At 33.3% G+C, this 18,894-nt stretch carries 13 protein-coding genes; 7 read left to right on the forward strand and 6 right to left on the reverse strand.

From position 1 onward, the window contains the following. Positions 1 to 312 precede the first annotated feature (312 nt). Positions 313 to 510: a heavy-metal-associated domain-containing protein gene (locus AABL87_RS10510; RefSeq protein ID WP_006258599.1), complete on the forward strand. Its 198-nt coding sequence runs from the start codon at positions 313 to 315 to the stop codon at positions 508 to 510. 60 nt (positions 511 to 570) lie between these two features. Here AABL87_RS10510 and AABL87_RS10515 read toward each other — a convergent pair whose 3' ends face one another. Both AABL87_RS10515 and AABL87_RS10520 read right to left on the reverse strand, forming a co-directional pair. Continuing rightward, positions 571 to 1,116: a hypothetical protein gene (locus AABL87_RS10515; protein ID WP_230493071.1), complete on the reverse strand. Its 546-nt coding sequence runs from the start codon at positions 1,114 to 1,116 to the stop codon at positions 571 to 573. A 67-nt stretch (positions 1,117 to 1,183) separates the two neighbouring features. Continuing rightward, positions 1,184 to 3,274, reverse strand: a complete 2,091-nt coding sequence (locus tag AABL87_RS10520; protein WP_341277314.1) for a hypothetical protein — start codon at positions 3,272 to 3,274, stop codon at positions 1,184 to 1,186. A gap of 77 nt (positions 3,275 to 3,351) precedes the next feature. On the opposite strand from AABL87_RS10520, the gene AABL87_RS10525 reads away from it, so the two are divergent. From AABL87_RS10525 to AABL87_RS10550, 6 genes are all read left to right on the forward strand, one after another. Further along, complete coding sequence (locus tag AABL87_RS10525) at positions 3,352 to 4,086, forward strand: helix-turn-helix transcriptional regulator (RefSeq protein WP_341277315.1); 735 nt, start codon at positions 3,352 to 3,354, stop codon at positions 4,084 to 4,086. Positions 4,087 to 4,127: 41 nt separating this feature from the next. Further along, positions 4,128 to 4,586, forward strand: a complete 459-nt coding sequence (locus tag AABL87_RS10530; RefSeq protein WP_341277316.1) for a GyrI-like domain-containing protein — start codon at positions 4,128 to 4,130, stop codon at positions 4,584 to 4,586. 5 nt (positions 4,587 to 4,591) lie between these two features. Further along, positions 4,592 to 4,957 (forward strand): DUF1801 domain-containing protein, encoded by a 366-nt coding sequence (locus AABL87_RS10535; protein ID WP_006264266.1) that lies wholly within the window; start codon positions 4,592 to 4,594, stop codon positions 4,955 to 4,957. Between the two features lie 221 nt (positions 4,958 to 5,178). Next, entirely contained in the window at positions 5,179 to 5,511 is a 333-nt protein-coding gene (locus AABL87_RS10540; RefSeq protein ID WP_225581760.1) for a hypothetical protein, read from the forward strand. A gap of 2 nt (positions 5,512 to 5,513) precedes the next feature. Further along, a complete protein-coding gene (locus tag AABL87_RS10545; protein ID WP_341277317.1) occupies positions 5,514 to 5,804 on the forward strand; it encodes a hypothetical protein in 291 nt (96 codons plus the stop codon). Positions 5,805 to 5,824: 20 nt separating this feature from the next. After that, positions 5,825 to 7,420, forward strand: a complete 1,596-nt coding sequence (locus tag AABL87_RS10550) for a PepSY-associated TM helix domain-containing protein (protein ID WP_341277318.1) — start codon at positions 5,825 to 5,827, stop codon at positions 7,418 to 7,420. Positions 7,421 to 7,484: 64 nt separating this feature from the next. On the opposite strand, the gene AABL87_RS10555 is transcribed toward AABL87_RS10550, so the two are convergent. From AABL87_RS10555 to AABL87_RS10570, 4 genes are all read right to left on the reverse strand, one after another. After that, positions 7,485 to 8,111, reverse strand: a complete 627-nt coding sequence (locus AABL87_RS10555) for a 2OG-Fe(II) oxygenase (protein ID WP_006258608.1) — start codon at positions 8,109 to 8,111, stop codon at positions 7,485 to 7,487. A 363-nt stretch (positions 8,112 to 8,474) separates the two neighbouring features. Then, a complete protein-coding gene (locus tag AABL87_RS10560; protein WP_006265848.1) occupies positions 8,475 to 10,031 on the reverse strand; it encodes a hypothetical protein in 1,557 nt (518 codons plus the stop codon). Between the two features lie 52 nt (positions 10,032 to 10,083). Continuing rightward, a complete protein-coding gene (locus AABL87_RS10565) occupies positions 10,084 to 17,001 on the reverse strand; it encodes a hypothetical protein (protein WP_341277319.1) in 6,918 nt (2,305 codons plus the stop codon). A 334-nt stretch (positions 17,002 to 17,335) separates the two neighbouring features. After that, positions 17,336 to 18,835, reverse strand: a complete 1,500-nt coding sequence (locus AABL87_RS10570; protein ID WP_006264273.1) for a hypothetical protein — start codon at positions 18,833 to 18,835, stop codon at positions 17,336 to 17,338. Between the last annotated feature and the right edge of the window lie 59 nt (positions 18,836 to 18,894).

The following is an 18,894-nucleotide window of genomic DNA, read 5'->3' on the forward strand; positions in this document are numbered from 1 at the left end:
AAAACCTATTTAAAAAAAGTATCTATGTTTTTTTAAAATAATCCCCTAAATAGACTTATATCCTCCTGATTTAGAAAAAAAACAGATTTTAAAAGTTTATTTTCCTTGATTTAAAGACAAAAAAAGACTTGAAAACAAAAAAAGGATTCCTTTATTTCTTCATAAACAAAGAATACGGATCATCACATAGATGAAAAAAAAGACTTCATCTTACTCTTTAAAAGAATTATATAACAACTCCTTAAAATCGTATAACAACGATAATGACACACTATCCTACATTTGTAATATAAATTATTAAACAAAAAAGAAATGGCAACAGTATATCAAATTAAAGGAATGGGATGCAGTAGTTGTGTCGGAAAGATTCAAGAAGAACTAAAAAAGTACCCTAATATAGAAGCTACAGTCACTCTAGATACACATAGTATAGAGGTTAAAACTCCTGAAGTGACGAAAGAAGAAGTACAAAAGATATTAACTTCTGCTGGAAAGTATGAGATACTTTAATAAAAATAAGGCTGTCCTTTTTGAACAGCCTTATCTTTTTAAGTATCGTTATATTATTTCTTAGAACGTAGCACCTAAAAACACACCTACTACAGGATATACTTCTGAGCACTTCGCATCATAATCATTAAAGTGTCCTACACCTAACTGTACTTTATAATACATTGGTCCTACTAACTTGCGTTTTATTCCCCAATGTACTTCACTTACTAGAACACTATTTAAGGAATTCATATATTCTTCACTATCTGTACCAAAACTATACTTAGCTTGAAACCCTACATAATTACCTGAATTATTGTCTAAAGTACGATTCTTCTCTATTCTCTTATTCTTATTATAATACCAATCTAGTCCCCCTCTCAGATAAGGAATTGGCTTCTTAAAAGTAAATGAAACTGACATACTATTATTCCATACATCATAACCTGCGCCTACTCCCACACCCGTCTGAACGAATATATTCTCACCTATCAAAAAATCTCTTCCTGCATCTACTCCTAAAAAACTAGTCTGTATATAGAATCTACTCTTGTACTCATTTTCTTTCTGCGCAGTCATCAACAATGGCAGTAATAACATTAACAAAACAATTAGTTTCTTCATTTTTTTATATATTTTCATCTAATATATTTACTAACAAAAAAGTAAGAAACATAATCTTTGTTTACTTTTAGAAATACTGCTCTAATATTTGAACAACTTCATTATTATTATACACTGTTTGGTAGTGAGTATGTTCTTCTCCTGCTAATCGATGAATTCTCTCTTTTATCTTATCCATACGTTGTATTAATTGTGGGATAAAATAAGCTACACTTCCCGATGGTATATCAGCCATACGCATATAATACTTAAGCATAATGATAGAAGCTTCTATCGGCATACAGTGATATTCTTCATAAGGAGTATAATCCATATCTATCAGATTATAACGCTTAAAGAATCGATTAAACAATTCTGTATTTAAAGTGATATAACGCGTATAATAATCTGTCAACTGTGGATGCTCACGCATAGCTTCTTCTATATCGACATTATCGTATAAGTGATACTTCCACAGTATCGTCCCATCTGTATACATCGACTGAGGAAGAGCTAAGAGCTTCTCTAAAATCTCTAATTGCATTGGGATTTTATAGCCTATTGGCTTATTCTGTGTAGCATATTCCTTTAATTCTAAAAAGTACTCATGCTCTTGGATAGTGCTTAATAAAGGATGGTCAAAGAACTCCATCATATCAAATGCTCCATACATAATCGCTTTTCTCAGAGTATCTAATGCATGTTCTTGTTTTCCTTCTATACAATACATCAGTATCACATATTTATAACTATCTGCTTCTATCCATAAATAAGGTTCTACTAGACTATAGATCTTCCAAAACGGAATTAACTCTTCCTTGTCCTTCTTATCCTCATATTTCTGAACAATCAATTTAGCATAGTCACGCAATTCCTTTATTTGATAAAATACCCATGGAGTCTTACACTTTTTAGCAAACTCCTTATAATATGCAGCACTTGGTTTCTCTAGGCAGATACGTTCATCCTCTTCCATTCGCCAATATTTATTGCCATACTTATCTTGAAATAATTGTAACAATTGATCAATAGACAATCCTGTTGAACGAATAACTTGACCTTTATTATCTTCTATCAAGTACACAAACAGCCCCTCCTTATCCTCTCCTACAAAACCAGTATAAGAATAGGCTAAACCTTCTAACCTCTTTAAAAAACGAAAGCTCTGAGCATCTACCTCTAGCTTATATTGAGTATAATACACTGCTGTATCTGTGATCAAAAAGTCTGTGTGATAGGGATAACTCTCCACTCTGTAAGTTGAAAAAGAAGATTTAGAAACTACATGTCCCCAATAGTACAGATGAATACTGTCTTCTGCTAAGTAGTCTTCTGTCAGCTTAAAGGTAGTAGCATCGCTTCCCTCTATCCATTCGCCCTTCTCATCTAATACTCCTTCTTCAGATAAATAATAGACCGTCTCATACTTCGCTACTCTTTTAAACTTCTTAGGATTGGTCTTGATACACTTGCCATTAAAAATAACATGCTCTTGATCACAAGCCCCATATACCATTGGCTTAAAAGTAGCTAAATCAATCTGAGGGTACACTATCCCTCCCTCTTTACAACTAAACACCACCTTGCCATTATAATAAAAAGCTCCGAATAAGTGAATCGGGTTTAAAGGCGTTGCCTCTTTTGCAAAAACGGTTAAGTTAGCCAAGCGGTTCTTCTCTTGTAGTGTAGCTATTTTTTTGACTACATTACTATCTACCATTTTTGAATCAAACACTTTCTGCGCAAAAGGCTGATCAAAGTGTTCTAAACAACTAAAGACTAAAACTCGTAATGCTTCTAACTCTACAGCACTGATGGCCTGCACCTCCCATTGGTTATCTACTAACACCTCATAGCATTCTATTTCCTGCCAATTATAAGCATCTAATGTCAGTGCTATTACACCTGTTCTTCCCTCTTTTGCAAAAGGTGCAATGGTCTGAATACTTAGATAAAAATCTCCTCTGATAGTCTCTCTATTACCATGGTTATAAAAAGCTAAACACAGTAGTTCTTCTTTCTTTTTATTGTACTGATAACAATAGTTATCTTGACAATTATAAAGGATACATTGGTGCATCTCTTCACTAATCAAAGTGATTGCTTTGGTTTTAAAAAATGCTTTATAATTAACCTCTGTTAGGTGTATTTGAGCAAAGACTCCTACTGGTTCTGCCATAGTGCGAATATTTAGAAGGTGTAAATATACTTATCGAAATGTTATCTTTGTCAATAAATCTAATTCTCTGTAGTCTTATGTCAGAAAGTAAACCTCGTCTAAACCGATTAACAGCTATCGTGACTCAATTACAATCTAAGCGTATCGTAACCGCTACTGAGATAGCCGAAAAACACAATGTAAGTATACGTACGGTGTATAGAGATATCAGAACATTAGAACAATCTGGTATTCCTATTTATACAGAAGAAGGTAAAGGATACTCTTTGGTAGATGGGTATGCGCTACCTCCTGTCATGTTTACACAAGAAGAGGCTAATGCACTTATCACTGCTGAGCAACTGATATTAAAGAATAAAGATGCTTCTCTAATCAAACAATATCAAAATGCTATTCTCAAACTAAAAGCTGTACTGCGCTACACCCAAAAAGATAAAGCTGATCTGCTCTCTCAAAGAATAATCGTAAGAGATAATCCTGATAAAGCACAGACGAGTGATTACTTAATACAAATACAGACTGCTATTGTCAATCATCAGGTGCTTGCTATTGATTATTTGTCTTTAGAAAACCAAAAGAGTCAGCGAGACATAGAACCCTTTGCTATCTATACTACGCAGGACAATTGGATATTAATAGCCTACTGTAGATTAAGACAAGACTTTAGAGCTTTTAGATTAGATTGTATCCAACACTTAAAAGATACCTTACAAACATTCGAACCTCATCAAATCACGATGGAGCAATACTTAAAAGCGTGTAGAGAAAAATATTACCCACAAGACCCCCCCCCTGACATACCTATGTCATAAGGGGAACCTAACTTTGCTACATAATCTTAAACTCATGTATTATGAATCAAGTAACTTTAAACAAATTCTACATCATCGGAATAAAAGTACGCACTACCAATGAACAAAACAAGGCAGCTAATGACATTCCTTTATTATGGGAACGCTTCTGGAAAGAAGATGTATTAAACCGTATACCAAACAAAGTATGTACTGCCGTTTATTCGATGTATACCAATTATGAAGGAGATCACACCATGCCTTATACTACTATCATTGGTTGTGAGGTAACAGACCTATCTGATATTCCTGAAGGTATGATAGGGCATACTATAGAAGCAAGTACTTATAATAAAATAACTGCTACTGGAGATCTAACGAAAGGGTTGGTTATCAATGAGTGGTTTAAAATATGGGAACAACAGTGGGATAGAAAATACACAGCTGATTTTGAAGTATATGACGAAAAAGCCATGAACCCACAAGATGCTGAAGTAAGCATTTATATAGCTATAAAATAACAATTATGAAAGAAACAGAACAATACTATTTACGACAAGAAGAACCCAATAGAGGTTGCTTACAAGCACTAAGAAACATTATCTTACAGTTAGATGATCATGTCACAGAGTCGTTAAAATGGGGGACTCCTTGTTTTAGCTATAAGAATCGTATGTTCTGTTTTCTCGCTTTGACTAAAGAACCTAAAACACCTTACCTCTTAATAGTGGAGGGAATGCGTATAGAACATCCTTTATTAGAAATAGGAAGTAGAAAGCGCATGAAAACATTAAGTATAAATGCCAATGCTGATTTACCTATTGATGCTATAATAGATGTTCTACAAGAAGCCTTAAACCTATATCGAAATGGGGTTATCAAAACAAAGTAATTTAGACTCAGACCATTTAATAAGCGATAATCAGCTAATATCAACTGCCTAATTGTATGTACAATTGGGCTTTTTCGTTCTTACAAAACAATCAAAAATAAAAACAAACAACTGATTATCAATTAAAAACAATAATAATTTAGCTCCTAAAAAAGTTTAATGTTTTGTTATTGAAAACTATAAAATATGTTATACATTTGTTTATACTCAATCTAAATAAAATGCATACTTTATTATTTTCAATTACAGCATTTGCTTTCTTTATGCTATATAACACTTCTCAGAAAGTAAAATATGAGAAGAAGTGTACATTAACTACGTGGATTAGGTCAAACACTAAATTATCCAAGATTATCGCTTACTCACTATTAATAATAGCCTTAACAACAGAGTCTATTTATGAAGGTCTAGGAGTAGGAAGCTTAACGTTCTTTATCTTCTTAATGTTTATTGGTTCTGCTATTCTAACATTATATCCTATGTTATCATTTAAGACTAAACACATCGTTAGTTTTATAGGGTTAGGATTATTTCTAGAACTACTAATATTTTAATTATGCCCGCAAATAAAAAGCATTTAGAAAGTTCGGTTATACAACGTATACTGAAGATAACTGCAGGTCTATTCGGAGGATTCTTAGTAAGTACAACGTTTCACATGTTTTTAATGTACTTTTTCCCTTCTCATCCTATTTATACAACGATGTTCGTCACAGGATATGTATTATGGACTATCTTATTCATTATGGCCTTTATCATTGGCAACGGATATAAAATATGGCTAGTCTATATCGTGTTAACACTGGTTTTTTATTCACCTTATTTAATCGCTCCAATACATACCTAAACACAAGACACATCACTATTATGAATATTAGAAATTATAATAAATACTTCCACCTACACACCATAAGTGGGATTATTATTACAGTATTACTATACGTTATCTTCTTCGCAGGTTCGTTCTCTTTTTTTAGAACTGAAATAACGAATTGGCAAAGTAATAAACCACAAGAAAAAATAGCACCTCAGTCTATTAATTACCATACTCTATTAGACTCTCTGGACAATCAAATAGGATTACAAGGCAGAAACATCTATTTCCGTATGCAAGACAAGAGTAGATTGATGAGCTACAATATCTCTACTTCACAAGATACCCTTCTACCTAAAGCAAAAGAACGTACCTTCGGACTATACGATATTGCTACAGAAGAAAAAAGCAGTTATGAGGATTCCTATTCTTTAGGAGAATTCTTATATAGACTTCACTTTTTTGCTCAATTAAATGGTTTAGTTAATATACATATCTCTCCCTTTGGATACTTTTTAGCAGGATTGGTTTCTTTCATTTACATTTTTGCACTTATTACAGGCTTACTTGTACACTGGCAAAAGATAGTATCTAACTTCTATGTATTTAGACCTTGGGAAAAACTAAAAACCGTATGGACTGACTTACACACAGCATTGGGGGTTATCACCTTTCCATTTCAGTTAATATTTGCTATTACAGGAGCTTATTTCTTATTAAACTATCGAGTAGTAACAGCTACTATTATCGCATTAGGCTATGGTGGTGATGCAGATAAATTTAGTAGTGATACTTCACAAGATAGAGGAGCTAAAGAGATCGTATACCAACATAAAGCCATTGATAAAGAAATAGATCTAAACGCCTATATTCTTCAAACAGTAGAAAAATGGGATGATCCATATATCTCTAATATCTCTATACTTAATTATGGGGATGAAAGTATGACTGTAGCCATCAGTGGTAGAGCGCATAATGAAAAACAGTTAAATAGTCGTGGAGAAATAAAATATCACATTCACTCAGGAGAAGTAGAAGAGATAAGTAATCCTAATGAAAACCCTGGATATAGTTATATATTCTCTAACTTAGTTTATTTACTTCACTTTGGTTCTTTCGGAGGTTTAGCGACTCGTATCGTTTACTTCTTAGTAGGGATAGCTGGATGTATAGTCATTATATCTGGAGTACTGATCTGGTTAGTGGCCAGAGATAAAAAGAATGTTCCTGAACACAAACGCAAGTTTAACTTCTGGCTAGCAAATATCTATATGGCTATCTGCTTATCTATGTATCCTGTAACGGCATTGGCGTTTATAGCAGTAAAACTAAACCCAACAGGAGGGCAAAACTTTGTTTACTCCTTTTATTTCTGGACTTGGTTAGCTATCACGATCTTATTAAGCATTAGAAAGAATATTTATAAAACCAATAGAGACTGTTTATTAGTCGGAAGTATTATTGGTCTTACTATTCCTATCTTTAATGGTGTCATGACAGGTAACTGGATATGGGTAAGTTGGGCTAAAGGTTATTCTGATATCCTGCTTATTGATTTATTCTGGATCATCGTTCCACTTATCACACTATACTCGTGGAAACTAGTCAAAGATAAGCAAGAGAAAAAATTAAATACAGCAGTAGAATAGTTTACTCATTATTTCTATAAATCGAAAAAGCCTTTATATGATAAAACATATAAAGGCTTTTTACTTATCTAGTCTTTAACCATCCTGTAATGCTATAACGAGTATGATTTACCATCTTCACCTCGTGTTCTATACTCTTACTGTCAAACACGACAAGGCGTCCTGGTAAGGCATGTACAATCTCTTCTCTTTCATTTCCATGTTCGTCTTGTAGGTAAAGTGCTAACTCTCCGCCATAAGCTGGAGTCCATTCTTGATCATTCAAATATAACACTACAGACAGCGTTCTACGGCTATCTGATTGGAAAATATCTAAATGACGCTTATAACAAGTACCTGGAGGATAACACGCATAGTGAAACTCTCCTTCTTGAATACCTAGATAGCAAGTTCTGTTTACATATTCTAAGAAGTGATTCACTTTATTGAAATACATCTGCTCTACTTCATCAGGTTCTTTCTCATCTAACCATAAGATAGAGTCTCCTCTAATTTCTTCTACTATTTGTTCGCTACTTGCCTGCCCTATAGCTGCTTTTTTAAAACTGTGTAAGTCTTGTTTTAAAAGCAAATTTGCTCTTAACAAGTTGATCTCTTCTTCCGAAAAAAAACAGTCAACCACCGAGTATTTACGATTCACTAAATCGTCTATTATTAACTCATAAAATGGATTTAATTCAAAATCACCCATACATTAACAAATAAAAAGTACACAAATATAATTTACAAGACAAAAAAATCAACACACAAAAAGGTGTTTTTTTAAGCCAATTCTCTGTTAATATGCACTTTTACAGATTTGATAATTCAAGAGGTTTCAAAAGCTTTTATCGAAGAGAGTATTGGCATTTTTTTAGAATATTTTGCAGGATTTTCATCAATATTCCACATCCTTTTACATGTCAAATAACCTCTTTAAAGTTATGAGGCTATAATTGCTTATAATAAAGATCAAAAACAGACTCAAAGCATATCAAATGAGCATATTATTATCAATAAGAAAAGGAAACTATAAGCTTCCTTCTTCTATATTTTATTTCTTTATAAATCATTATTATTGATTACTTTTAGTGCTAATTTGGGGATTAGCTATAGCTCCACAAGCAATACCATCAATAGTAATAGCTGTAGGACGAGACTTACCTCTTTTTCCATTACTGCGATTATCCCCTTCAATAGTATAATAGACCTCAGCCTTATCCCCTGGTTCAAAATCATCATCAGAGATAGTTAATGTAACTTCATTGTAATAAGAACTATATTCCCACTTGCCAACACCAGACTGATTATAAGACGACCCTCCTAAATAATTACCATGTTCATCTGTAAATTCAAAAGTATCTTTATCTAAATTATACTCGTTACTATCTGATAATTCAAGTTCAATACTTGCTCCATTACTATTTCCAGAATCACTTACACACAACTCTTCAACACGTTCTTCTAATGTAAATTCTTCATCTCCTCCTCCATTATCATCGATAGGTGATACTTTTACATTTCTAATAATTGTTTTTTGGGTATTGAGATCCATGGTAGTAGCTGCAAAACCAATATTAACTCTATCTGGAATACGTGTATTATAATTGTATTGATAATCCTCATATTTATTGTTTACTACTTTACCATCACCATAGGTTTTAAATGAATGTTTGTAGTAAAAATTATCAATTAATACATTACCATTACCTTTTATTGTCACATACATTCCCTCTTCTCCATCTGGTCTTAGCTCTACTTCTATTTTTTGAAATTTAGGACTATAATCAGCTCCTCCATCAGCTATATTAAAATCATCTCCTTCATAACTCCCACTAAAATTATAATCACCTGTATTATAATCCAAAGTAGCCATTGCAACTTCATTTACTGCATTTTGACCTCCAAAATATTTAGTCAACAACAAAGGATTTCCTTTATAACCATTGCCTTGTCCAGCTCCTCTTAATGTAATATGATTTTTGTAATAAGTTCCAAAAATATTACGACCAAAATCATAATCAATATACGGATCTGTAAAACCTGCATCTTTATATCTTTGTTCTGTAAGTCCTTCACGAGTTTCGTAACTTTGCATTCCAAAACCTTTTCTCTCTTTGTTATTACCATCTAAATCAAAACCAATACCTAGATAAGCTCCTCCTAATCCTGTTTTGATTGCAGTTGATCCTCCCGCAGTTGATCCATTAAAAGAATACCCTAAAGCACTTGCTACATATCCCATGCTTAGCTTTTCCTTTGCATCAAATAAAAAGAAAGTCATTCCCCCTCCTCCGTATTGAGCTCCTTGTGCATCATTCCAGTTTACAGAAGCCATCGCATACTCAAACTCAAACTTTGCTCCTTTGCGCAAATCAAGATTTAAATCAGTAATGGCAAAAGCACTTGTTGTGGCTCTTTTTATAGTTAATACAATCCCTTCTGAAGTATATCTCGATTGACCAGTAGGTCCTGACAAAGTTCCTTTCCCAAAATCATTTGCTATCCAAGAAGGTAAATTATTATAATCAATATCTGTTAAAGGATATTCGTAAGAACCATTCTTAGTTTGCTGTGCCTGTAAAGTCAATAAACTTAAACACGCTATCATTAAATAATAATACTTTTTCATACGTCTTTTTTGAATCCCTAAAAAGATTATTTCTTCTTAGGGATATTAATTATTATTTCACTTCTAACACGATATTGAAAAATGTTCTACCTGTTGGTTTAGCCCCTTGTTTTACTTTATAATGTAATTCTCCATCATTATCTAATTTTACATCATCAAACACATTTTTGTCATAGTATGTTACATAATAATTTAAATCATATTTCCCATACACTGGTAAAGAAGATTTCCCATTACTTGATAACATTGGTGATCCAAATTGTTCTTTATATTCGTCGTATAACTCTATAGAATTACTTTGACCTGATACCATTTCTACATAAATTGCTGGTAGGTAAAAGAACTTAGGTGATGCAATAACATTTTCTGGTTTTTCCCAACGAGCACCACCACGACCATCAGATATCATTACTTCAAATTCACTAGCACCATAAGAGCTTATTTTCTCTACTCTGATTGACTCATTTACAATATGTTTATTTTCAATAGACTCTTCTTTTACTTCAAGTTTTACATCTTTAAAGAATGCTCCATCTCCATCTCCTTCAATTTCAATTGTATCACTTTCTTCAAAATCTCCAGAACCAGTATCACTTCCTCCTGAAACTGGCGCCCAATGTGCTCCACCACTACCATCTGAAGTTAATACCTCATTAGGACGAGCTCCATGAGAACTTACTTTCTCACTGGTTACTGATTCATCTTTTAACTCAGCTGTACCAACTGCATTATCTGCTATATACTGTGTTTCAATAGATCCAAGTTTTATTTCGAGTTTTACATCCTTAAGTAAAGCATCAGATCCATCTTCTGCTTCGATTGTATTACTTTTTAAGAAATCTCCTGTAAAAATCTCTGCTTTAACATCTCCCCAATAAGCACCGCCATTTGAATTAGCCATTAAAACCTGTCCTGATTTTGCATTATCTGCATCAATCTTACTTTCGTCAATACCTTGGTTTGCAATTACTCTTCCGTATATAACCTCATCACCTATTTCATTATGTGTTACTGCATTATCAGCAATATGCCCCGTTTGAATAGACGCACCTTTTATCTCTAGTGTTACGTCCTTTAAAACAGTATTTATGCCATTATCTGCTTTTATAGTCTCACTCTCTTTAATATTCCCTTTAGAAACATCTGAGGCTTTAAAAGCTACTTTACCATCTTTCTCTACTGTTAGTACATGACCAATTGTAGCATTTCCAGCACTCATTTTATTCGTCGTAACCGCTCCATCTAGTATTTTATAGTTAGTTACATTATCATTCGCGATTTTGTCTGTAGTAACTGCGTTATTAGCAATTTTACTTGAAGTTACTGCATTAGTATCTATCTTATCTTCAGTTACTGCATTAGTGTTAATTTTAGCAGGAGATATTGCATTGTCCTTAATATGTCCTGTATCAATAGACAATCCTTTTACCTCAAGAGTGACATCTTGTAATACTGCTCCTGTAGCTCCTTTAGTAGCGCTAATTGTAGTTCCTTCATTAATATTCCCTTTAGTTACTACATTCTCTGAAGTTCCAAAATAAACTCCTCCTTGTCCATCAGCCATTAAGATTTGTTGTCTATTTGCTACTCCATCATCTACTTTAGAAGATATTTTTTCAGTTGTGACAACTTTTGCTCCTAAATGTTTTGTATCAATTCCTGAATCATTTACTTTAATAGTAGCATCTGCTAATAATACCCCTTTATCTGTTGAAATTTCAATTGATGAATCACCTTTTAATGGTTTAGCATATTGAGTTAATGGCATATACTTCGCTTCACCATCTCCTAAAGAAGTTAATACTGTTCCAGCAGCATTACCCTTTGCATCAAATTTAGATGCTTGGATTGTTCTTTCTGCTATTTTAGCATTCGTAATCCCAAGATTAGCAACATCAATACTTACATCTTGCAACGCTGCTTTATTTCCTTTCGTCACCTCAATAGCACTACCTCCTTTAATTTCTTTTCCAGCTCCAGCAATTGCATCCGATATAGGAGAAAATTCTGCACCTCCATCTTTAGTTACCAATACTAAACCGTTACTTGTCCCCTCAGCACCTATCTTATCTGCTGTAACCGCTCTTCCTTTAATATGTTTTGTTTGTACTCCAGACTCTGCAATACTAATTGTAGCATCGCTTAAAAGGGATTTATTATTTGCAGTAACAGCAATAGAATTATCTCCTTTTAGATCTTTTCCTTGTTCCTCAAAGGCACTATCTGCAAGCTTTCTATACTCAACATTCCCTTTACCATCAGCAGTTAAAACTGTATTTTCTTTAGCAGCGCCAGAAGTTATTTTTTCTATTGTTACCGCTCCATCAGCTAACTTTTCAGTACTAATTCCCGAATCTTTTACATCTATTGTCGTTTCTACCAAAACAGCATTTAAACCATCACTATTAACAAACTCTAAAGCACTACCTACATATAAATCTTCACCTCCAGATTCAAAAGCTCCTTTAGACACATAATCAAATCCACCTTTATCATTGGTAACTAATATTTTATCTTTACCTACTGGAACGTCGTTTTCTTTAGAACTTAATTTATCCTTAGTAATACTATTGTCATTCACACTCAACTTCACATCTTTTAACAAAGCTTTCTCTCCATCTCCATCTTGAGAAGTCAATTTGATAATCTCATCTGTTGTTAAATCACCTGCTAATTGGGTAGTAATATCATCTAACTCTCCCCACTTCGTTTTTCCATCTACATCACTTAATAATACTCTACCTGTCCCTACTGTTCCAGAAGTAATTTTATCAGAAGAAACTGCTAAGTCTGCTATCTGTAAATTATCAACTGCATTATCTGCAATTTGAGCAGTATTAATACCTTTGGAAGCAATACCTAAAATAGCTTCTTTTAATAAAGTTCCCTCTTGCTGATTAACTCCATTTATAGTAATAATACCATCACTCTTTAAAGATGCTTTATCCGAAATAGCATCACCTTTTAACGGTTGATAAGCTACTGTTCCTTCATTATCAATAACAGTTGCAACAGCATTTACATTATTTATTCCGCCATTTAATTTAGTTGCTGTAATTGTTGTATCTGCAATATTTTCATCAATAATTGTTTGAGTAGCAATATGACCACCTTTAACTCCTCTACCTATAATGCTAATCTTCACTTCTTTGTCTTTATCCCCAAAAAGAACATTCTCTCCATTTGTAACTTTAATTGTTTCATCATCACCTTTCAAATCAGCGTGCATTGTTCCTTCAATAATAGAATCGGGTGTAACAAAAGAACTATTTCCATTTCCTTGAGCCATAAGCACTGATCCTTTAACTGCATCTTCTGAACCAATTTTATCAGCAGTAACGGCATTGTGATCTATATGCTTGGTTACAATACCTAAATCATTAACTTTAATATCTACTGCTTGTAACAAGGCGTTTGAAGCATCTCCTTCAACAAGTAAAGAATTATCTACAGATAACATTTTGCCTGTAACGACAGCATTAAGTTCTTGAAACTTGACAGAACCATCTGCTTGTACTACAGCTACTTGCTTTTCTCTACCTTCTCCTGCCCATAACTTATCTTCTGTAATAGCATGATCAGCTACTTTAGCATTTGTTACAGCTTTGGTATCTAATTTAGTTGTTGTAATAGCTTTATCATCAATAGATAACTCCACTTCTGCTAAAAGAGCTTTCTCAACAAGAGCTCCTCCGTTAACTAAGATACCTTTTCCTTTTAAATCTCTTTTTTGACTATCAATATTATTGATTATTTCAAAAATAGTTTCTAAGATATCTTGTACATTATCATTTCCTGAACCAATAGTAGTATCATCTATAATGATATTGCTTGCACGAATATCTAAGTCTTTTATAACTCCTTTCTTATCAGAGAAAGTATAAATACCTGGTGTACTAGCACTTTCTTCAATTGATAATGTATTAGCATCAAACTCAACACCCTCTCCTATAATCTCTCCTTTTTCATTAACCGCTAATTCGTTATAGTACATAAAAGTACCATCAGGCTTAGCTTCTAAACGTGTAATTCTTTCGTTATTCTGAACTACTTCTTTGATTACTTCTTCATTTGCTTCTACCCATTCTACTTTTCCTTCTGCATTGGTAATTAGGATCTGCTTCTTACCACCAGCTTGGATTTTATTTGGTGTAACTCCTCCTTCTGCAATAGAAATTTGCATTGCATTCAAAGTAGCTTGATCTCCATTATCTATTTGAATAGAGCCATCTACAGAAGTAACTTCTTTTCCTTTTGCTGCTACTTTATCATATATAACATTAACTACACTCTCATCATTTAATATCTCTTCAATATTAGTAATTACACTTGCTGGCACATCAACAATACCTACTGGTTCAGTTTTACTCCTTCCATCATAGAACGCATAAGTACCATCTGTTTGGGCTACAATGCTTAGTGTATTGGCATTAAACTTTACTGCTTTTTCTTCAATCAGATTACCCTTAGCGTCTATTGCTTTTTCGTTATAGTACTCAAAAGTTCCGTTACCTTTATCTACTAATACTGTTACAGTCTCGTTGTTTTTTACTGCATCGATAATTACCTCATCACTAGCATCTACCCATACTACCTCTCCTTTTGCATTCGTAATTAGGATTTGTTTCTTACCACCTGCCTCTATCTTTTCTGTTGTAATAGCTCCTGGTGCAATACTTAAAGTCATATCTTTTAACACTGCATCTGCTAATTCTGTCTCTCCATTGATCAAGATCTCTGTTCCTCCTTTAATAGAAGATGGAGTACCTTGAGCTACCTCTATTTTAGTGATAATATTCTCGATTACCTCTTGTAAGTTATCTCCTTCGATAGTAGTAGAACTGTTGTCAAAATAGATAGAGTTTGCACGAGTACTAATAGTCATCAAAGGCATGTCTTTATGCTCTCCATCAAAGAAGTCATAAATACCTTGTTCTTTGCCTTTTCTCTCTACAATGCTTAGTGTATTGGCATTAAACTTTACTGCTTTTTCTTCAATCAGATTACCCTTAGCGTCTATTGCTTTTTCGTTATAGTACTCAAAAGTTCCGTTACCTTTATCTACTAATACTGTTACAGTCTCGTTGTTTTTTACTGCATCGATAATTACCTCATCACTAGCATCTACCCATACTACCTCTCCTTTTGCATTGGTGATTAGGATTTGTTTATTACCTCCTGCTTCGATCTTCTCTGTTGTAATAGCTCCTGGTGCAATACTTAAAGTCATATCTTTTAACACTGCATCTGCTAATTCTGTCTCTCCATTGATCAAGATCTCTGTTCCTCCTTTAATAGAAGATGGAGTACCTTGAGCTACCTCTATTTTAGTGATAATATTCTCGATTACCTCTTGTAAGTTATCTCCTTCGATAGTAGTAGAACTGTTATCAAAATAGATAGAGTTTGCACGAGTACTGATCGTCATTAAAGGCGTGTCTTTATGCTCTCCATCAAAGAAATCATAAACACCTTTCTCTTTGCCTTCTCTCTCTACAATGCTTAGTGTATTGGCATTAAACTTTACTGCTTTATCTTCGATTAAATTACCTTTAGCATCTATTGCTTTTTCGTTATAGTACTCAAAAGTTCCGTTGCCTTTATCTACTAATACTGTTACTGTCTCGTTATTTTTTACTGCATCGATAATTACCTCATCACTAGCATCTACCCATACTACCTCTCCTTTTGCATTCGTGATTAGGATTTGTTTCTTACCACCTGCTTCTATCTTTTCTGTTGTAATAGCTCCTGGTGCAATACTTAAAGTCATATCTTTTAACACTGCATCTGCTAATTCTTTCTCTCCATTGATCAAGATCTCTGTTCCTCCTTTTATAGATGATGGAGTACCTTGAGCTACTTCTATTTTAGTGATAATATTCTCGATTACCTCTTGTAGATTATCTCCTTCAATAGTAGTAGAACTATTGTCAAAATAGATAGAGTTTGCACGAGTACTGATCGTCATTAAAGGCGTGTCTTTATGCTCTCCATCAAAGAAATCATAAATACCTTTCTCTTTTTCTCTCTCTACAATGCTTAATGTATTGGCATTAAACTTTACTGCTTTATCTGCGATTAAATTACCTTTAGCGTCTATTGCTTTTTCGTTGTAGTACTCAAAAGTTCCGTTACCTTTATCTAATAATACTGTTACAGTTTCATTATTCTTTACTGCATCGATAATTACCTCATCACTTGCATCTACCCATTCTACTTCTCCTTTTGCATTCGTGATTAGGATTTGTTTATTACCTCCTGCAGCTATCTTTTCTGTTGTAATTCCTCCATCTGCAACAGCTATTTGTGTTTCTTCTAAAACAGCTTTACTTCCACCGACTAATGTTATCGAACTATCTTTAGCAGTAATAGCGCGTCCTTGCGCAACTACTGTATTGAATATTTCTTCTTTTACCTCTGTATTATTTAAAATCTCAGTGATATTGTCAATAACACTACCTGTAATATTAATTATACTTTCTTCTCCAGTTTCATTCTTGTAAATATAAGTACCATTCTCTCCTTCTTTAATTGTAGTAATAATATTTAAATCCTGAATAGGAGTATCCACTTTTAGACCTTTAGTATCTTCTAATACTAATACATCTCCTCTAACTTCTAAAACCTTATTTCTAGGAAAAGTATCTATATTATCTATTATATCTTGATTATTGATTAATCTCACCCATTTTGCTCCACTCCAATAATAGAAACCTGTACTTAAAACATTATTTGTTGTAGTATTAAACACTAATAAACTAGTGGCTACATCACCTTTATTTATTTCAGAAACATCAGTTAGATTTTTTAATGGAATACGAGGTATTAACACTCCTCTATACTCTCCCTCAGAAGCCTTCAACTCTAATAATGCCGATTTATGTGGTGCTCTTATCCCAACCCCTACTTGAGAAAATGCAACCCCCGCCATCATTAACATTCCAATTGTAATTACCTTTTTTTTCATAACCTTTATATTTATCTATACCATTAAAATGGTTGAATTAGTAATAGAAAATCACAGTTATAAATATTTGTTTTTTATACTATTCTGTAATTCAATAAGCAAAAAACAAAAATCATACCACAAACAAAATCTCAGTTATAGCATTAATGACCTACTATTCTTTTTTCATTCATCATTTAAACTAATTTTATCACAAAAGAAACTTTAAAATCAACAATTAACTTGCTGATTTTAAATCAAAAAATCAAATAAATACAACATCCATATTTCAAAAAAAGGCATAAAAAAAGGGAAGCTAATATTAATTAGCTTCCCTTTTTCAATACTTACTCTATTATTTCACTCTTACTTTAACTGGCATATTGGGGTTAAAAAACACTTTACATCCTTTAACAGCTATTGTCAATTTAGTAGGTCGAGATCGATATTCTTCTCGTCCAAAAGGCCCAAATCCTCCCGGTCCATTGTTCTGTCCTGTCGCTGAGAAATACACAGAATACTCTCCATTAGGTAGATTCTCTGTTGCTTCAAAAGTTACCTCTCCCTTAGTAGAGTCATATTCCCAGATACCTACACCTGATTGAGTATATTTAAAATGATTACTTGAATTTAAAGCATATCCCTTCTCATCTTCAAAACGGAAGCTATCATAATTGATATACTTCTTATCATTTCCCCCACTTGGATTACTTACTGATCCATTATAAAACCAAGCTCCATCATAAGGAGCAATCTTAACTTCTTTTCCATCAGTATTCCCTCCACACATTTCAACAAACATATCATCCATATCCGGTTCATAAGGTAAACTTACTTTTACATCTTTAATTAAATGCTTTTCATAAGCTCCTCCAGTTGCAGCAGCAAAACCTACCTTAAAATTATCAGGTACTTTTGTTTTAAAATCATATAAATTCCCCATCTGATCCTTTGTCTTAAATTCATTGGGATAGAAAAAACGATCAATAACGCTTCTACCATTATCAGCATATTCATCTTTTACTTTAACTTCTACATAACTTCCACCTCTATCATGATCCGGAAAAATAAGAACAATTACTGTATTATACTTAATATTTCCTTTGTCATCATGACCTGTATACATCTCAAAACGTTTAGTAAAATTATCTTCTCGAATCTGATAATCTCCAGTATCATAATCTAAATAAGCCTTATTATCTTTCCACTGATTATTTGCATTCATTGTATATAAAACAGGATATCCTTTGGACCTGTCATTCAAATATTGGGCTCCACGAATAGTAACATGATTACCTACTTCTGACCAATCATATTTTGCAATACCTTCCTTTTTCTCTCCATAAGCAACAGATCTTGCTTTAAAATCTCCATAAACATCTAATCCTACAGCTAGATACCCTCCATTAAGCCCTTTTACATCACTATTAGCATAATCACTATTTCTATAGGTATATCCTAAACTTGCTCCATGCCCTCCAATTTCAAAAGTTTTATCACTATCGTATAAAAACATAGTCATTCCATCCCCATACCGATTATTAAATTTCTCTCCGTCTATCATAGCATATTTAAACTCTACTATAATACCAAACTCTGAGGTAAAAGGGATTTCATCTAAGGCGAAACCACTAAACTCCTGTGTTTCTCCAGTAGAAGTCTTAAAAGTTAGTGCTAAGCCATCTTCTGAATAACGCTCTGATTTTTCAAAAACATCACGTCCAAAGTACTCGGTGATCACACTGGGCTTGTCATCTCCCGTTAGAGGAAGAAAATAGGGAAAGGTTCGTGCTTGTTGTCCATAAACAAAACTTGTAACGATTAATGCTATTAGTACAATTATTTTATTGTTCATCTTATTATCTCTATTAAACTAATTAAATGAAGCCTATTTTGTATAAAAATAGGCTTGAC

It is taken from the genome of Myroides sp. C4067 (assembly GCF_038039665.1).
In the GTDB taxonomy this organism is placed as follows: domain Bacteria; phylum Bacteroidota; class Bacteroidia; order Flavobacteriales; family Flavobacteriaceae; genus Flavobacterium; species Flavobacterium odoratimimum.